Here is a 15,946-nt window from a genome sequence, read left to right on the forward strand (position 1 = left end):
CTCGGAGGAAATATCCATGACTGGACATATCACTGCCTTGCCCGTTGGCGTGCGTCTGGCGGTCAGTCCGCTGTCATGGGCCAACGACGTTCTGGAAGACCTCGGCGCCGACATATCGCTGGAAACCTGCCTCCGGGACGCTGCCGAGAGCGGCTATGAGGGGATCGAGCTCGGGCGGAAATTCCCGCGCGAGGCAGGAGCGCTCCGCTCGCTGCTGGACAGCCATCGGCTTGCTCTCGCATCCGGATGGCATTCCGGCGAGTTGGCCGAGCGCAGTGTCGACGACGAGATGAAGGCCGTTGCCGGGCACGCCGCGCTGCTGCGAGCGATGGATTGCAAGGTGATGGTCTATGGCGAAGTCGCGATGATGACGCCTGGATCGCCGCTGGATGCACCGATGTCGCAGCGGTTGCGCATGCCGGCGGCCGAAGTAGCGGGATATGCCGGGCGCCTGACCGATTTCGCCGGACGCCTGGCGACGGAATATGGTCTGACGCTTGCCTACCACCATCACCTGATGATGGTCGCCGAAACGTTCGACGAGATATCGGCAATCTTTGACAAGACAGGCTCGGCGGCGGGACTGCTTCTCGATACCGGCCATGCCGTCGCCGGCGGCTTCGACTATGCTAGGCTGATCGATCGGTTCGGCGATCGCGTCGTGCACATTCATCTGAAAGACATTCGAGGTCCTGTTATCGACGAGGTGCGTGCGGGTGACATGAGCTTCAATGCCGGCGTGCGCCGGGGCATGTTCACCGTCCCCGGCGACGGCATCATCGATTTCAAGCGGCTTGCCCGTTTCGTCAGGGACAGCGGCTATCGCGGATGGCTGGTCGTCGAAGCCGAGCAGGACCCCGCCGTCGCTGAACCACGCCCCGCCGTCGAGCGGGCATTTAAGCATGTGCAGGCAAATTTCCGGAGCTGAGCCGATTTCTTCGGCGGCATGATATCCTCACCGGAAACCGATCCCTGCGCGCCGGCGTTCTCCTTCCATGGCCGAAATGAAATCCCCCGCTGATCATGACGAGGCGCCGCCTAGCGAAGACGGTGCAAAGCCGGGCGCGGATATCGGAGACGGCCGGAAGTAGGACTCAGTACTGATAGTCCTCGAAGACCGGTTCCACGGAACCCTGCCAGCGGCCGTGATAGAGCGACAGCAGATCCTCGGCGAGTGTCGCCTTCTTAGCGAGCACTTCATCGAGCGGCGCCAGGAAGATCGTCTCGTCCTGGCCTTCGCGGTTGAGCCTGCTGCGCGCCTTGAGGCCGGCTCTCGATATGCCGACCACCTCGCGCGCGACATCGAGCAGCGCATGCCCGCGAAACTCAGCCTTCAACCCTTGCGCCGGAACGGCATTGCGCAGGGCGCCGACCTCGGCAAAGCTCCAATCGCTCGTCAGTTCGTCGGCGGCCTGAAGGGCCGCATCGTCGTAGAGCAGGCCGACCCAGAAGGCCGGCAACGCGCAGATGCGCCGCCACGGGCCGCCGTCGGCGCCGCGCATTTCGAGGAAACGCTTCATCCGCACGTCGGGAAAGAGCGTGGAGAGATGGTTCGTCCAGTCGCCCATCGTCGGCGAGGGATCGGCGACCTCGCCCTTCAATGCGCCGTTCATGAACTGGCGGAAGGTGACATGGGTACAGTCGTGATAGCGGCCGTCACGGACGATGAAATACATCGGCACGTCAAGCGCCCATTCGGCATAGTCGCGGAAGCCGAAATCGTCGCGGAAGGTAAAATCGAGCAGGCCCGAGCGCTGGTTGTCGACATCGCGCCAGATATCGCCGCGCCAGGAGAGCAGCCCGTTCGGCTTGCCCTCGGTGAAGGGCGAGGATGCGAAGAGCGCGGTCGCCAGCGATTGCAGCTTCATCGAGACGCGCATCTTCTGGCGCATGTCGGCTTCCGAGGAGAAATCGAGGTTCACCTGGATCGTGCAGGTGCGGTACATCATGTCGAGACCTTGGGTGCCGACCTTCGGCATATAGCGGGTCATGATCTCGTAGCGCGATTTCGGCATCTGCGGGGTTTGCGCATAGGTCCATTTCGGGCTGCCGCCGATGCCGAGGAAGCGGATGCCCATCGGCTCGGCGATGTCGCGCAACGTCGCCAGGTGGTGGTTCGATTCCCTGCAGGTTTCGTGGAGCGTTTCCAGCGGTGCGCCGGAGAGTTCGAACTGGCCGCCCGGCTCGATCGAGATCGCGCCCATGCCACTCTGCTCGGCCAGGCCGATGATATTGCCGCCATCCATGATCGGCTCCCAGCCGCTCTTCGCCTGCAGGCCGGTGAGCAGGGCCGAAATGCTGGCATCGCCGAAATAGGGAACCGGGCTGTTGTCGGCGCGGAAGAAGGCGAACTTCTCGTGTTCGGTGCCGATCCGGAAGCGCTCCCGCGGCTTGTTGCCTGCGGCGATGTAATCGGTCAGATCCTGGACCGAAGAGAGCGGTGTCTGGTCGGTAGTGTCGCGGGCCATGCGGGATACCTGTATTCGAAAAGGCGCCCAGGGGGCCGGGCAGTTGGAAGGGTGATTAGGACCCAAGCCACGTCTGTTGCAAGTGAAATTCTTTCAACGACGCATCAAAAAAATAGCAGCGATTTCGATGTCAACCCGTTTTCGAGCTAATTCCAGTCGCCGATCGCCGCCTGCACCACCGCCAGCGCCGCAACGGCTGCGGTATCGGCCCGGAGGATGCGTGGTCCGAGCGGAATGGCGGTGACGAAATCGAGGCTTCGAAGCCGTGCCCGTTCCTCTTCCGAAAAGCCGCCTTCCGGCCCGACCAGCAGCGCGAGGTGCCTTTCCCTGATCGCCGACAGCACCGGCAGCGGGTTCTGGCCGGCATCGCCCTCGTCGCAATAGATGATGCGGCGCTCCTTCGGCCAGCGGTCGAGCAAGTCGAGAAGCCTCACCGGCTCGGCCACCTCGGGTATGCCGAGAATGCCGCATTGCTCCGCCGCCTCGACGACATTGGCGCGCAGCTTGTCGAGATTGGTGATCTTGCCCTGGACGTGCTGGGTCATCACCGGCTGCAGCAGGCCGGCGCCCATTTCGACTGCCTTCTGCACCAGATAATCCAGGCGGCCGACCTTGAGCGGCGCAAAGAGATAATGCAGGTCTGAGGGCGCGGGCTGCGGTCGCGTCTCTTCGATTGCCGTCAGGAGGATGCGTTTGCGCGTGGGGAAGGACAGGGCGGCCTTCCACTCGCCGTCGCGGCCGTTGAAGAGCAGGATCTCCGCGCCTGCCTCCAGTCGCAGCACATTGGCGAGATAGTTGAACTGATCGGCACTCGCCTCGAAGGCGGCACCGCGGGAAAGCGGCGCGTCGACGAAAAGCCGTTGCATGCGGAAATTGGCGCGCATTCGAAAACTCGGGGTTTCAGACGAAGAGCGCGAACATAACCCAATAAATCATGGCCGCAAGCGCTCCCGAAACCGGCACGGTGACGATCCAGGCAGCGACGATCGTCATGAAATGCGAACGGCGCACGAGATAGCGCCGCCGCGTCTCGTGAATGTTCGGTTCCTCCGGCTCGTCGATATCGAAGCTCTCGGCCTTGCGCCTGATATAGGCGATGCGGCGCTTCGAATGGCGCGTGTACCATTCGCGGAAGAAGCCGACGCCGAAGACGGAGCCGACGGCGATATGCGTGGTGCTGACCGGCAGGCCGAGCCAGGAGGCGACGATGACGGTGAAGGCGGTCGACAGCGCGACGCAATAGGCCCGCATCGGATTGAGTTTGGTGATCTCCTCGCCGACGAGGCGGATGAGGCGGGGGCCGAACAGCAGCAGGCCGACGGAGATGCCGAAGGCGCCGATCAGCATCACCCAGAGCGGCGGATGTCCGATGGCGTCGCCGCCGATTCCGACCGAATGGACGATCGCCGACAGCGGCCCGACCGCGTTCGAAACGTCGTTGGCGCCATGCGCGAAGGACAGCAGCGCCGCAGAGCCGATCAGCGGCAACCGGAACAGCACCCGCAGCGAGCTGTTGCGGTTTTCGAGATCCCGCGCCTGGGCGAGAACGAGCGGCCGGGCGGCAAGCCAGCTGACCAGCCCGATGCCGATGCCGATGAGGAGGATGGTGAAAGACGGAAATTTGCCGGTGGGCGACAGCTGCAGCACCATATAGGCCATGAAGCCGCCCGCCATCACCGCGACCAGCACCGGCACCCAGCGCCGCGCCGCCGCGACCTTGTCGTCGCGATAGATGATCAGCGTCTTGACGAGATAAAGCAGCCCGGCGGCGATCAGCCCGCCGATCAGCGGCGAGGTGATCCAGCTCGAGGTGATCTCCAGCATCACCCGCCAGTTCACCGGCTCCGGCCCGACGGCCGAGATGCCGGCGCCGATCACCGCCCCGACGATCGCATGGGTGGTGGAAACCGGCGCGTTCATCCAGGTGGCGAGGTTGATCCAGAGGGCCGCCGCCATCAGCGCCGCCATCATGATCCAGCCGAGCGTCACCGGCGGCACCTGGACCGCATCGACGATGCTGGAGGAGATCGTCTTGACGACCTCGCTGCCGGCGACCGTGGCGCCGAGGATTTCGAAAATCGCCGCGATGACCAGCGCCTGGCCCATCGTCATGGCGCGCGCGCCGACGGCGGCACCCACATTGTTGGTCACGTCATTGGCGCCGATGTTCATCGCCATGTAGCCGGCAAGGGCTGCTGCCGCCACGACGAGCACCGCTCCCGGCCGGTCGAACACGTAGACACCGGCAAACAACATGGCGAGACCGACGAAGATCAGCCCGAGACCAGGCGCAACCAGCCGCCGCAAAACATGCTTCGCCGCGTCCTCGGCATGGGTGATCTTGTCGAGGTCCTTGTCGAGCGTGCGTTTCGTGAGGACTGTGGGACGTGCCGGCATTCTTTTCCCGAGGTATGAAATCTGCTTCTACGCTGCTTTTCTAGCACCGCAAGATGGCAGGATTCATTCCGCCGGAATTTGTTTGGTCGCCGGAATGCGCTTTGCCGATAGCCTGTCGGTCATCTTCTTCTTGAAGGCGAGGAAAAGGTGACGGAGTTCAGGTTCGCGCACGCGCCCGGCCGCCTCGTCGAACGATACCCATTCGATGGTGCGTTCGCCCTTTTCCTTGAAGTTCTTCGCCATGTCGGTGACTTCGAGCGCATAGACCTGCACCTTGCAGACCACCTGCACTCCGTCGCGCAGCACTTTCGAATAGCTGTAAGCACCGAGCGTGTCCGTCTCGACCGCGCCGCGGACGCCGGCTTCCTCAAGAGCTTCCTGTGCGGCGACCTCATGGGCGCATTTGCCGGTCATCGGCCAGCCCTTGGGAATGACCCAGCGGCCGGTATCGCGGCTCGTCATCAGCAGCACTTCGACGTCACCGCTCTTCTTCTTTACCCGATAGCAGATCGCACCATACTGTTGGCGCGGCGGGCGCCGGAACATCAGTTGCACATCGGATGCCAGTCGGGCGAGAAGAGTCAATTGTCGGGTCACCTTCGCAGTGGTTTTAGGAATCACTCATATACGTGTATCACGAAAAGCCTACACAATCCAAAAGAGCCACGGGACGATCCGAAACGCGATTCGATCGCCGTTCATAGGGGAATCGAGGCCAGACAGGTTCGGAAAATCCGTCATGTGATGTCTCGAATGCGCCACGTTGCACAGCTGTACAATATGGCGCGGACTTGCCTTTCGTTCAATGGCAAGATCAAGTGATCCACTATCGTTTCCGATTGTGGTAATCATGCGCCTTCCACCGCTCAATGCCATCCGCGCCTTCGAGGCCGTCTGCCGTCACGGCAGCATTCTGAAGGCCGCCGAAGAGCTGAACGTGGTGCGCGGCGCCGTACGCCAGCAGATCGCCACGCTGGAGAATCACGTTGGCCGCAAGCTCTTTACGCGTGACGGCCGCAGGCTGGTGCCGACCGTCCAGGCCAGCGCTTTCGCCGCCGCCGCGGGCGCTGCTTTCGACATTCTGCAGCGCGCCGCTTCGGAGCTCGAAGGCAAGGTGCCGGACCGCATCCGGCTCGGCGTGCCCTCTGCCTTCGCGGTCTGGTGGCTCATGCCGCGCGTCACCGACATGCAGGCAAGCCTCGGCGACACGGCGGTCGACATCGTGCCGATGGCCGTGGCCGAGCCGCTGCAGATCCACCCGGAATTGGACGCGGTGATCATGGGCGGCGAATACCGGCCGGCCGCAGGAATTACCGCTCTGCGTTTCATGGAGGACGAATTCGGCCCGGTCGTGACTGCAGCGCTTGCCGCAACACTCTCAAGCGACCCTGCATCGATGGCCGCGCTGACGATGCTCGCCAGCCGCAGCGTTCCGAAGCTCTGGGACGAATGGTTTGTCGAAAGCGGCACACCGCCGGTCACTTTTTCCCGCGTCCAGGAATTCGAGGATCTGCTGCTGGCGCTGGGTGCTGCCCGCTCCGGGCTTGGCGTCGCGCTTGCGCCGCGCGCCTCGATCGAAGACGATCTTCAACGCGGGCGTCTGGTCGCCCCCTACGGCTTCATCTCCCGCCCGTCGGGCTACAGCCTCTGCTGCCGCGCGCCGGACGCGAAACGACCGGCCTTTGCGGCTCTGTCCGGCTGGCTGCTTCGTTGCGGGATATCGGCTTGAAAGGGCAGAATTTCTGCCCCTTGGCCAGAATTACTTCCATATTCGCAGCCCTGTTGCTCCGTTAAAAACAGCCGGATACGCAAACAGGAAAGAGTTAATGGAAAAGACCGCAACCCGCATCGACTGGATCGGCACCGGCTGCCGGCTGCTCACGGCGACGGCCGCCGAATTCGAGCGCACACGTCCTTTCGAGGGTCTGTCGATCGGCACCGGCATCCATCTGGAGCCGAAGACGGTGGCGCTGCTGATGACGCTGCGCGCCGGCGGCGCGCGTCTCGTCTGCACGGGCAATCTCAACAGTACTCAGCCCTCGACGGTCGAGTTCCTGCGTTCCCAGGGCATCGCGGTCTTTGCGACACAGACGACCGATCCTGCCGCCCATCATCAGAGCTTAGAGGCGGTCATCACAGAAAAGCCGGATCTGCTGCTCGACAATGGCGGCGATCTCTTCGCCATCGCGGCGGAAAAGCCCTATGCCAATCTCCGCGGCGGCACCGAGGAGACCACCTCGGGCCGCACCCGTCTGGCGCCGCTGCGCGAGCGCCTGAACATGCCGATCCTCGTCATCAATGACAGCCCGATCAAGCAGTTCGCCGAAAACAGGCATGCCGTCGGCCAGAGCCTGTTCGAAAGCTACCTGCGTTTCACCAATCGCTCCACCAATGGCAAACGCGTGACGGTCTTCGGCTACGGCGCCTGCGGCAAGGGCACGGCCGCCTGTTTTCGCAATGCCTTTTCGTCAGTCAGCGTCGTCGATATCGATCCGGTGACGACGCTCGAAGCCCACCTCGACGGTTTCGTCACGCCGCTGCGCGACGCAGCGATCCGCTCGGCCGACATCATCGTCACCGTCACCGGTTTTGCCGGCATCGTGACGGCAGCCGACCTGCCGCTCGTCAAGGACGGCGCGATCCTGATGAATGGCGGCCATTTCCCGCAGGAGATCGATGTCGAGGCTTTTCGCCGCCACCCCGATGTCACCGGCATCCATCGCTACGAGGCCGATCATATCGAGACCTTCCACCTGAGCGACGGCCGCTCCTTCCATGTGCTCGGCGGCGGACACATGGCCAACCTCGCCGGCCCGCGGCCGCTCGGCAATACCGTCGAGTCGATGGATCTCGGCTTCACCCTTCAGGCCCGCTGCCTGGAACGTATCGCCAAGGGCGAGGCTGGCCCTGAATCCTGCGTCGTGCCTGTGCCCAGGGCTATCGACGCGATAGTGGCGAAGGCCTATCTCGATCTCTCACGCTGAACCCTGCGCCTGTTATCATCGCTCCCAGTAGGGGACAGGACCATAAAGCTCTGTCAGATAGTCGATGAACAGCCGCACCTTGGCTGGCAGGAATTGCCGGCTGGGATAGACGGCCGACAGCGCGACATTGTGCGAGCCTTCATAGGCCGGCAGCACCTGCACCAGCCGGCCACTCTTGAGCTCTTCGCCGATATCCCAGGTCGAGCGCAGCGCGATCCCAAGGCCGGCGATGACAGCCTCGCGGATCACTTCGCTGGAATTGGTGATCAGCATGCCTTCCGGCCTGAGACTCAGCGCCCCGTCCGGCCCGTTCAGCCGCCAGGTGTCGTTATTGTGGGCCGGCAGGCAACGGTGGTGTTTCAGCTCGTCGATATGTTTCGGCTCGCCATGCGCTGCAAGGTAGTCCGGCGAGGCGCAGAGCAGCCGGCGTACCGGCGCCAGACGGCGGGCGACGAGGCTCGAATCGGTGAGTTCGGCGATGCGGATCGCCAGATCGAAACCGCCGCCGACGATGTCGCTGAATTCGTCGGTCAGCACCAGGTTGATCGCAAGCTCCGGATGCGCCTCCATGAAATCCTTCAGATGCGGCGCGATGTGTATGCGCCCGAAGGAGGTCGGCGCCGAGATCTTCAGCGTGCCGTGCATCTGCGCCGAGCGGCCTGAGATATAAAATTCTGCCTCCTCCAGCCCGGCGAGAATGCCGAGAACGCGGTCGTAGAAGCCCTGTCCGGCTTCCGTCAGCGAGATCTGCCGCGTCGTGCGCTGCAGAAGCCGGGTGCCCAGCCGGTCCTCCAGCCGCTTGATCCGTTTGGAGACGACGGCCGGGGAAAAGCCGAGCGCCCGCCCGGCGAGCGACATGCTTCCCGTTGAAACGACCTTGGCAAAGATTTCGAGATCACCCAGATTGGTCATAAGGTTTTGCGACTTTTTCCCCTTTTTGCATAAGTGCTTAGCATTTGCGCCACTTTCGGGAAAGTGCTAAGCCGGTCTATCGGCGGCAGGGAGGTTCGCGGCCGGTTTCCGCTGTCATCTTCCCGCTGTCATTCCCCCTCGTCAGGGCCAGGGAGAGCGCCATGTCCGACGCCATTTCGTTTCTCAGCCCCCGCGCCGATGTCCTGGCGCGCCGGGCTCAGATCGTCACCGACCTGACCGATCTTCTGCCGGCGGAATGCCTGGTGCACGAGGCGCGCGAACTGGTGCCGTTCGAGACCGACGCCTTCGTCTCCTACCGTCGCCTGCCGCTCGCCGTCGCCTTGCCGCGCACCACGGCCGAGGTTTCGGCCGTCATGCGTTATTGCCACCGCTATGGCATTCCCGTCGTGCCGCGGGGCGCCGGCACCTCGCTCTCCGGCGGCGCCATTCCGCAGGAAGATGCCGTGGTGCTCGGCCTGTCGAAGATGAACGCTATCCTCGAAATCGATCTGCCGAACCGGGTCGCCGTGGTCCAGGCCGGCGTCACCAATCTCAATATTTCTGAATCCGTCTCCGCGGACGGCTTTTTCTATGCGCCCGATCCGAGTTCGCAGCTCGCCTGCACCATCGGCGGCAATATCGGCATGAATTCCGGCGGCGCCCACTGCCTGAAATACGGCGTCACCACCAACAATCTGCTCGGCGTCAGGATGGTGTTGGTCGACGGCACGGTGATCGAGCTTGGCGGCAAGGCGCTGGATGCGGCGGGTTATGACCTGCTCGGCCTCGTCTGCGGCCACGAAGGCCAGCTCGGCATCGTGACCGAGGCGACGGTGCGGCTGATCGCCAAGCCGGAAGGCGCCCGCCCCGTGCTCTTCGGCTTCGAGAGTTCGGAGGAGGCCGGCGCCTGCGTTGCCGATGTCATCGCCGCCGGCATCATCCCGGTTGCGATCGAATTCATGGACAAGCCGGCAATCGAGATCTGCGATGCCTTCGCTCATGCCGGATACCCGCTCGATGTCGGCGCGTTGCTGATCGTCGAGGTCGAGGGGTCGGAAGCGGAGATGGACGCGACGCTGAAGGACATCGTGGCGATCGCCCGCCGGCATGCTGTGAAGACGGTGCGCGAGTGCCAGTCGGCAACCGAGGCGGCGCTGATCTGGAAGGGGCGCAAATCCGCCTTCGGCGCCACCGGCCGCATCGCCGACTATATCTGCATGGATGGCACCGTGCCGCTCAGCCAGCTCTCCCACGTGCTGAAACGAACCGCCGAGATCGTCGATCATTACGGCCTGCGCGTCGCCAACGTCTTCCATGCCGGCGACGGCAATATGCACCCGCTGATCCTCTTCAACGCCAATGATCCGGAGGATGCCGCCCGCGCCGAGGCGGCCGGCAACGATATCCTGAAGCTCTGCGTCGACGCGGGCGGCTGCCTCACCGGCGAACATGGCGTCGGCATCGAGAAGCGCGACCTGATGCGCCACCAATATTCTGAGGCCGATCTCGCCCAGCAGATGGCGGTGCGCGCCGCCTTCGATCCCGGCTGGCTCCTCAACCCGTCGAAGGTCTTCCCGCTCGAAGGGCGCCCCGCCGCATGATCGATCTGATGCCGACGAGCGAGGAAGAGGTGGCGGCAATCGTCCGCGCCCATGCGGAAAGCGGCCGGCCGCTGGCGATTTGCGGCGGCGATAGCCGCTCGGGCTTCGGCAACGACATGATCACAGAGGAGCGGCTGCGCTCGACCGGGCTTTCCGGCATCGTCGCCTATAATCCCGGAGAGATGGTCATGACCGCGCGAGCGGGCACGCCGCTTGCCGAGGTCGAGGCGGCACTTCAGGAGAGCGGCCAGATGCTCGCTTTCGAGCCGATGGATCATCGCCCGGTGATGGGCACATCGGGCGAGCCGACCATTGGGGGCGTCTTCGCCGCCAATGTCTCCGGCCCGCGCCGGCTCATCGCCGGTGCGGCGCGCGACAGCCTGCTCGGTGTGCGCTTCGTCAACGGCAAGGGCGAGATCATCAAGGCCGGCGGCCGGGTGATGAAGAATGTCACCGGCCTCGATCTCGTCAAGCTGATCGCCGGCTCGCATGGCACGCTGGGTTTTCTCACCGAAGTCACCTTCCGTGTGCCGCCGTCAGCGAAGACCGAACGGACGGTGGTTCTCTCCGGCCTCAACGACGCCGAAGCCGCAAACGCCATGGCGGCGGCAATGGCGCTGCCGGTCGAAATCTCCAGTGCCGCTCATCTGCCTTTGACGGTGACCTGGAAATTCCTCGCCGGCACATTGCCCGAGGGCGAGGCGACGGTGCTCCGCATCGAAGGCCTGGCCGGCTCGGTCGACGTCCGCGTCGAAAAGCTTGCGGCGGCGATGTCGGCCTTTGCGACGGTCACGCGGCTGGAACAGCCGGAAAGCCGCAGGCTGTGGCAGGAAATCCGCGATGTGCTGCCTTATGCCGACGGCACCGCGCGGCCGGTCTGGCGCGTCTCTGTCGCCCCCGGCACCGGCCATCGGCTGGTCGCAGCCCTCCGCCTCGAAGCCGGCGTCGACGCCTTCTACGACTGGCAGGGCGGCCTCGTCTGGATGCGCATGGAGGCCGGTCCCGAAGCCGAGCTGGTCCGCCGCTTCATCAAGGCGCTCGGCGGCGGCCATGCGACGCTGATCCGTGCATCGGTTGCGGCGAGGGCGGTCACCGCTGCCTTCCATCCCGAGCCCGAGGCGGTGGCGATGCTGTCGCGGCGGGTGAAGGAGAAGTTCGATCCGGCCGGGATCTTCAATCCGGGGAAGATGGGGTGAGGGAGAAAATGAGCACAACCCTCGACATCCTCCAAAAGCGGAGGTCTCTCTAAATGCAAACCAACTTCACCCTGACCCAGCTCCTCGATCCCGATGTTGCCGAATCCGAGCAGATTCTGCGCAAATGCGTTCATTGCGGTTTCTGCACCGCCACCTGTCCCACCTATGTCACCCTCGGCAACGAGCTCGACAGCCCGCGCGGCCGCATCTACCTGATCAAGGACATGCTGGAAAACGGGCGGGCCGCCGATGCCGAAGTCGTCACTCATATCGACCGCTGTCTCTCCTGCCTTGCCTGTGTCACCACCTGTCCCTCGGGTGTCGACTACATGCATCTGGTTGATCACGCCCGCGCCCATATCGAAAAAACCTATAAACGCCCGCTGATGAACCGGCTGACGCGCGCCATCCTGGCCGCCGTGCTGCCCTATCCCGGCCGTTTCCGCCTGGCGCTCAATCTCGCCCGCCTCGGCCGGCCCTTCGCCGGCCTGATGCGACGGGCCGCGCTGAAACCTTTCGCCGCCATGCTGGCGCTTGCGCCGCGTCGCATCCCCGCCGCTTCGGCTTTCGCAAAACCGGGCAGCTACCCGCCCGAGACCGAACGGCGCGGCCGGGTGGCGATCCTTTCCGGCTGCGCCCAGCCGGTGCTCGATCCCGGCATCAACGCGGCGGCGATCCGGCTGCTGACCCGGCTCGGCGTCGAGGTCGTGCTGCCGGAAGGCGAGGTCTGCTGCGGTTCGCTGGTCCATCACATGGGCCGTGCCGAACAGGCGCTCGCCAGCGCGCGGGCCAATGTCGATATCTGGACGCGCGAGATCGACGGGCAGGGCCTCGACGCGATCATCATCACCGCCTCCGGCTGCGGCACGACGATCAAGGATTACGGCCACATGCTGCGCCTCGACCCCGCCTATGCTGCAAAGGCGGCCAGGGTCTCGGCGCTCGCCAAGGACGTCACCGAATATCTCGCAACCCTCGACCTGCCGGCGCACATGCCGAAGGGCGTCACGGTTGCCTATCATTCCGCCTGTTCCATGCAGCACGGGCAGAGGATCACCCTGGCGCCGAAGCAATTGCTGAAAGCGGCGGGTTTTGCCGTGCGCGATCCCGCCGAAGGCCATCTTTGCTGCGGCTCTGCCGGCACCTACAACATCATGCAGCCGGAGATCTCGGCGGCGCTGAAGGCGCGCAAGGTCAAGAACATCGAGGCCACCAAGGCCGATGTCATCGCCACTGGCAATATCGGCTGCATCACCCAGATTGCTACCGGCACCGGCATTCCGATCGTACATACGGTCGAGCTTCTCGATTGGGCTTATGGCGGCGCTGTGCCGGAAAAATTAACAGGTTTGCCGTTAGGCTGAAGCTTGCGAAGGCCCGTCGGGCCGGTCTCGGGAGTTTTAGGCGATGTGGCGGGGAATGATTGTGCTTGCGGGACTGCTCGGTGCGGCAGGCACCGCCCATGCAAACAGCCGTTATTTCTGTTCCGCCGATGACAAGGAAGCACGCTTCACGCTCGAAAGCGGTTTCGAAAGCGATGCCGGCCACAAGCTCAACCATTTCCGCGGCGCGTTGATCGTCAAGGATGAGGCCCAATCGACCGTATTCGGAAAGCGTGTTTTCGAATCGCAGCATCTGACCAATCACTGGTCGCGCGACGGCGAACTGCTTATGGAGGTCTTTGACGGCGGCGGTGACGATACCGGCGGAGCAACGCTGGATCTGGTCGTCGTTGCCGGCGAACGCGGCAAGCCGGTTGCCAATTTCACCGGCACCTATTCCCTGACGATCGCAGGCGGGGACAAACCCTATGCCGTCGAGGGCAAGGTCAGCTGCGGCACCAAATAGCGCCGCAGCCGATATTCTCGATTACCAGTGGAATGATACGCCGACATTGACGGCATTGGTGAAGATGTTGGTCTTCAGGTCGACGCCGCTGTCGATCGGAACGTCGACGCGCGAATAGGTGCCCTTGTATTCGACAAAGGTCGACCAGCGATCGGTCACCTTGAAATCGACGCCGGCCTGCGCCTGCAGCGTCACGCCGCCGAATTCATAGGCCCAGGTCTTGCCCTCGGGACGAATCACTTCGACATGCGGAATGTTCACGCCGATACCGGCGCCGAGATAAGGCGTCCAGCGGCGGGTCGGATCCTGGAAACGGTAGAGCCCGTTCACCGTGAGCAGGTTGAGGCCGTCGGTGAATTCGAAATGCGACCAGCCGGTTTTGGCCAGCGTATCGTCGTCGGCATAGACCTTGTCATGGGTGTAATCGAGCGAGATACCCCAGTTCGGCTTGTTGAAGTTCTCGAGCCACCAGGTGACGCGGCCGCCGTAGTAAGGCGGGCTGCCGAAGGACTTGCCTTCCCAGCCGGCGGTGAAATGCGTGCCGTCGGAGAGATCGACCCCGCTGTGCGGTGCCGTCTGATAGCCACCGTAGATGGAGAACTGCAGGTCTTCCGCCGAGGCGGAGGCTGCCGAACAGATGGTGAAAAACGCGATGCCCGCAAGCAGGGAAGCGGAAGAACGCAGCGCAGATGTCATCGAATAACCCCAGATTGCAATATGTCGACTCTAAGGCAGGTGTGCCAGCTTTCCGCCGCAAAGTCTAAGGAAAAGAAAAGGCGCCTCGAAGAGCGCCTTTCGTTTTTTTCTTAAGTGTTGCTCAGCCGCCAAATAGCGTGCGCAGCACATCGATGCCCCTGTCTTCGAAGGCAACCTTGCCCTGCTTGTTGCCGGGGCCGATGACGATCACCTTGGTGCCGACAGGCGCGCGGTCGTATAGATGCGTCACATCTTCGTTCATCATGCGGATGCAGCCGGAAGACATGTTGAGGCCGATCGTCCAGGGCTGGTTGGTGCCGTGGATGCGGAAGATGGTGTCGCGGCCGCCCTGGTAGAGATACATGGCGCGCGCGCCGAGCGGATTGTCCTCGCCGCCTTCCTGGAACGCGGGGATGATGTGCCCCTTGGCGGCTTCGCGTCGGCGCATCTCGGACGGCGGCGTCCAGTCCGGCCATTCGGCCTTGCGGCCGATCTTGACGACACCCGACCAGCCGAAGCCGTCGCGGCCGACACCGATGCCGTAGCGGGTGGCGCGGTTGTTGCCTTCGACGAGGTAGAGATACTTGTTGTTGGTATCGATGATCACGGTGCCGGCCACTTCCGTCGTCACCAGGCGCACTTTCTTGCGCTTGAACTCCGGCTTCACGTATTTCGGCATCTGCGCCACACGCACGATCTGCGTCGGGCGCTGTGCGTTGTCAGGAGTGGAGCCGGCGGGTGCGGCAAAGGCGGACGCAGACATCAAGGACAGGACAAGTCCGGCCGCAGCCAGACCTGGCATCAATTTGATCATGGTCGATTCCCCTCAAGCAAAAATCCGCTCGAAGCTACATGAACTTCTGCCCGATTCAAGATCGGTGCTGACGGATACAGAATTTTTGGGGAAAGGAGCCGCCTGTTCTTGCGGCTCCCAAAATACTGTGCCGCCGTTACATGACGATGACGCGGGTCCCGACGCTGACGCGGTCGTAGAGATCGACGACATCTTCGTTGCGCAGGCGAATGCAGCCGGAGGAAACGGCGCTGCCGATCGACCAGGGCGCGTTGGTGCCGTGGATACGGTAGAGCGTCGAGCCGAGATACATGGCACGCGCGCCGAGCGGGTTTTCCGGGCCGCCGTCCATGCGTGCCGGCAGGTAGTGACCCTTGGCGGCTTCACGGCTGACCATTTCGGACGGCGGCGTCCAGTCCGGCCATTCCGTCTTGCGAGTAATCTTGTGGGCGCCTGCCCACTCGAAGCCAGGCTTGCCGACGCCGACGCCGTAGCGCCGCGCCTTGCCGCCTTCCATCACCAGATAGAGGAAGCGGTTGTTGGTATCGATGACGATCGTGCCGGGCTTTTCCTGGGTGTCGTAATCCACGATCTGCGGCAGGAACTGCGGCTCGATCGGATGGCGGATCGAGGGGATGCCTGGATTGATCGCCGAAACGGTCTGCGGCGCAACCTGCGGCGCCTGGCGGATGATGCGGCGCTGGAAAAGGCCGCGCTGCTGCGTCTGGACGACAGGACGCTGGTAGACGACGGGACGAACCGTGCCGCCGCCGAGCTGGTTGATCCATGGCGCGGTCAGATCGGGGCTGAGCACGACCGGCGGACGGGTGGCATAGCGATCGTCCGCCATGGCCGTCGTGGAGAAGATGCCGACGAGGGCAGCGGCAAGAACAAGGTGTTTCATCATCGGACGAACTCTCTACAAATGACCGAAAATGTGCTGGCGGAGCATGTCTGCCCCGGGCGGAGATGTTCCCGCCCGCAAAGACGCTGCCATCCTATCCGCCAGCGAATGGTAAAGATCGAATCATGAAAAGCCGACCGGTCGAAT

At 63.5% G+C, this 15,946-nt stretch carries 15 protein-coding genes; 7 read left to right on the forward strand and 8 right to left on the reverse strand.

All coding sequences use genetic code 11. From position 1 onward, the window contains the following. The first annotated feature begins 16 nt into the window (after nt 1-16). Entirely contained in the window at nt 17-928 is a 912-nt protein-coding gene (gene iolE / locus QMO82_RS27145) for a myo-inosose-2 dehydratase (RefSeq protein WP_183605806.1), read from the forward strand. 166 nt (nt 929-1,094) lie between these two features. On the opposite strand, the gene QMO82_RS27150 is transcribed toward iolE, so the two are convergent. The 4 genes from QMO82_RS27150 to QMO82_RS27165 all read right to left on the reverse strand — a co-directional run bounded on the left by QMO82_RS27150 (nt 1,095) and on the right by QMO82_RS27165 (nt 5,450). Beyond that, nucleotides 1,095-2,468, reverse strand: coding sequence for a glutamate--cysteine ligase (locus tag QMO82_RS27150; RefSeq protein ID WP_183605807.1), 1,374 nt, complete (start codon nt 2,466-2,468; stop codon nt 1,095-1,097). A 146-nt stretch (nt 2,469-2,614) separates the two neighbouring features. After that, on the reverse strand, nt 2,615-3,352 hold the full coding sequence (locus QMO82_RS27155) for a 16S rRNA (uracil(1498)-N(3))-methyltransferase (protein WP_183605808.1): 738 nt from the start codon (nt 3,350-3,352) through the stop codon (nt 2,615-2,617). A 16-nt stretch (nt 3,353-3,368) separates the two neighbouring features. After that, nucleotides 3,369-4,865 carry an inorganic phosphate transporter gene (locus tag QMO82_RS27160; RefSeq protein ID WP_183605809.1) on the reverse strand — a complete coding sequence of 499 codons (1,497 nt, stop codon included), beginning with the start codon at nt 4,863-4,865 and terminating at the stop codon, nt 3,369-3,371. 63 nt (nt 4,866-4,928) lie between these two features. Then, on the reverse strand, nt 4,929-5,450 hold the full coding sequence (locus tag QMO82_RS27165; RefSeq protein ID WP_183605810.1) for an NUDIX hydrolase: 522 nt from the start codon (nt 5,448-5,450) through the stop codon (nt 4,929-4,931). 265 nt (nt 5,451-5,715) lie between these two features. Here QMO82_RS27165 and QMO82_RS27170 point away from each other — a divergent pair, with 265 nt between their 5' ends. Then, nucleotides 5,716-6,594, forward strand: coding sequence for a LysR substrate-binding domain-containing protein (locus QMO82_RS27170; RefSeq protein WP_183605811.1), 879 nt, complete (start codon nt 5,716-5,718; stop codon nt 6,592-6,594). A 97-nt stretch (nt 6,595-6,691) separates the two neighbouring features. Further along, nucleotides 6,692-7,849 (forward strand): adenosylhomocysteinase, encoded by a 1,158-nt coding sequence (locus QMO82_RS27175; protein ID WP_183605812.1) that lies wholly within the window; start codon nt 6,692-6,694, stop codon nt 7,847-7,849. A 15-nt stretch (nt 7,850-7,864) separates the two neighbouring features. On the opposite strand, the gene QMO82_RS27180 is transcribed toward QMO82_RS27175, so the two are convergent. Beyond that, on the reverse strand, nt 7,865-8,761 hold the full coding sequence (locus QMO82_RS27180) for a LysR family transcriptional regulator (RefSeq protein ID WP_183605813.1): 897 nt from the start codon (nt 8,759-8,761) through the stop codon (nt 7,865-7,867). 161 nt (nt 8,762-8,922) lie between these two features. Here QMO82_RS27180 and QMO82_RS27185 point away from each other — a divergent pair, with 161 nt between their 5' ends. Genes QMO82_RS27185 through QMO82_RS27200 form a run of 4 tightly spaced genes read left to right on the forward strand, consistent with a single transcriptional unit; the run spans nt 8,923 to nt 13,406 of the window. Then, nucleotides 8,923-10,362, forward strand: a complete 1,440-nt coding sequence (locus QMO82_RS27185) for an FAD-linked oxidase C-terminal domain-containing protein (RefSeq protein WP_183605814.1) — start codon at nt 8,923-8,925, stop codon at nt 10,360-10,362. After that, on the forward strand, nt 10,359-11,558 hold the full coding sequence (glcE, locus tag QMO82_RS27190) for a glycolate oxidase subunit GlcE (protein WP_183605815.1): 1,200 nt from the start codon (nt 10,359-10,361) through the stop codon (nt 11,556-11,558). Before QMO82_RS27185 ends, glcE begins: the two co-directional genes overlap by 4 nt. Nucleotides 11,559-11,611: 53 nt before the next feature. After that, nucleotides 11,612-12,922, forward strand: a complete 1,311-nt coding sequence (glcF, locus tag QMO82_RS27195) for a glycolate oxidase subunit GlcF (RefSeq protein WP_183605816.1) — start codon at nt 11,612-11,614, stop codon at nt 12,920-12,922. Between the two features lie 43 nt (nt 12,923-12,965). Beyond that, a complete protein-coding gene (locus tag QMO82_RS27200; RefSeq protein ID WP_183605817.1) occupies nt 12,966-13,406 on the forward strand; it encodes a hypothetical protein in 441 nt (146 codons plus the stop codon). A gap of 21 nt (nt 13,407-13,427) precedes the next feature. On the opposite strand, the gene QMO82_RS27205 is transcribed toward QMO82_RS27200, so the two are convergent. From QMO82_RS27205 to QMO82_RS27215, 3 genes are all read right to left on the reverse strand, one after another. Beyond that, entirely contained in the window at nt 13,428-14,102 is a 675-nt protein-coding gene (locus QMO82_RS27205; RefSeq protein WP_183605818.1) for an outer membrane protein, read from the reverse strand. 121 nt (nt 14,103-14,223) lie between these two features. Further along, nucleotides 14,224-14,916, reverse strand: a complete 693-nt coding sequence (locus tag QMO82_RS27210) for a L,D-transpeptidase (RefSeq protein WP_183605819.1) — start codon at nt 14,914-14,916, stop codon at nt 14,224-14,226. Nucleotides 14,917-15,052: 136 nt separating this feature from the next. Further along, a complete protein-coding gene (locus QMO82_RS27215) occupies nt 15,053-15,802 on the reverse strand; it encodes a L,D-transpeptidase (protein ID WP_125843865.1) in 750 nt (249 codons plus the stop codon). Between the last annotated feature and the right edge of the window lie 144 nt (nt 15,803-15,946).

The organism is Rhizobium sp. BT04 (genome assembly GCF_030053135.1).
In the GTDB taxonomy this organism is placed as follows: domain Bacteria; phylum Pseudomonadota; class Alphaproteobacteria; order Rhizobiales; family Rhizobiaceae; genus Rhizobium; species Rhizobium binxianense.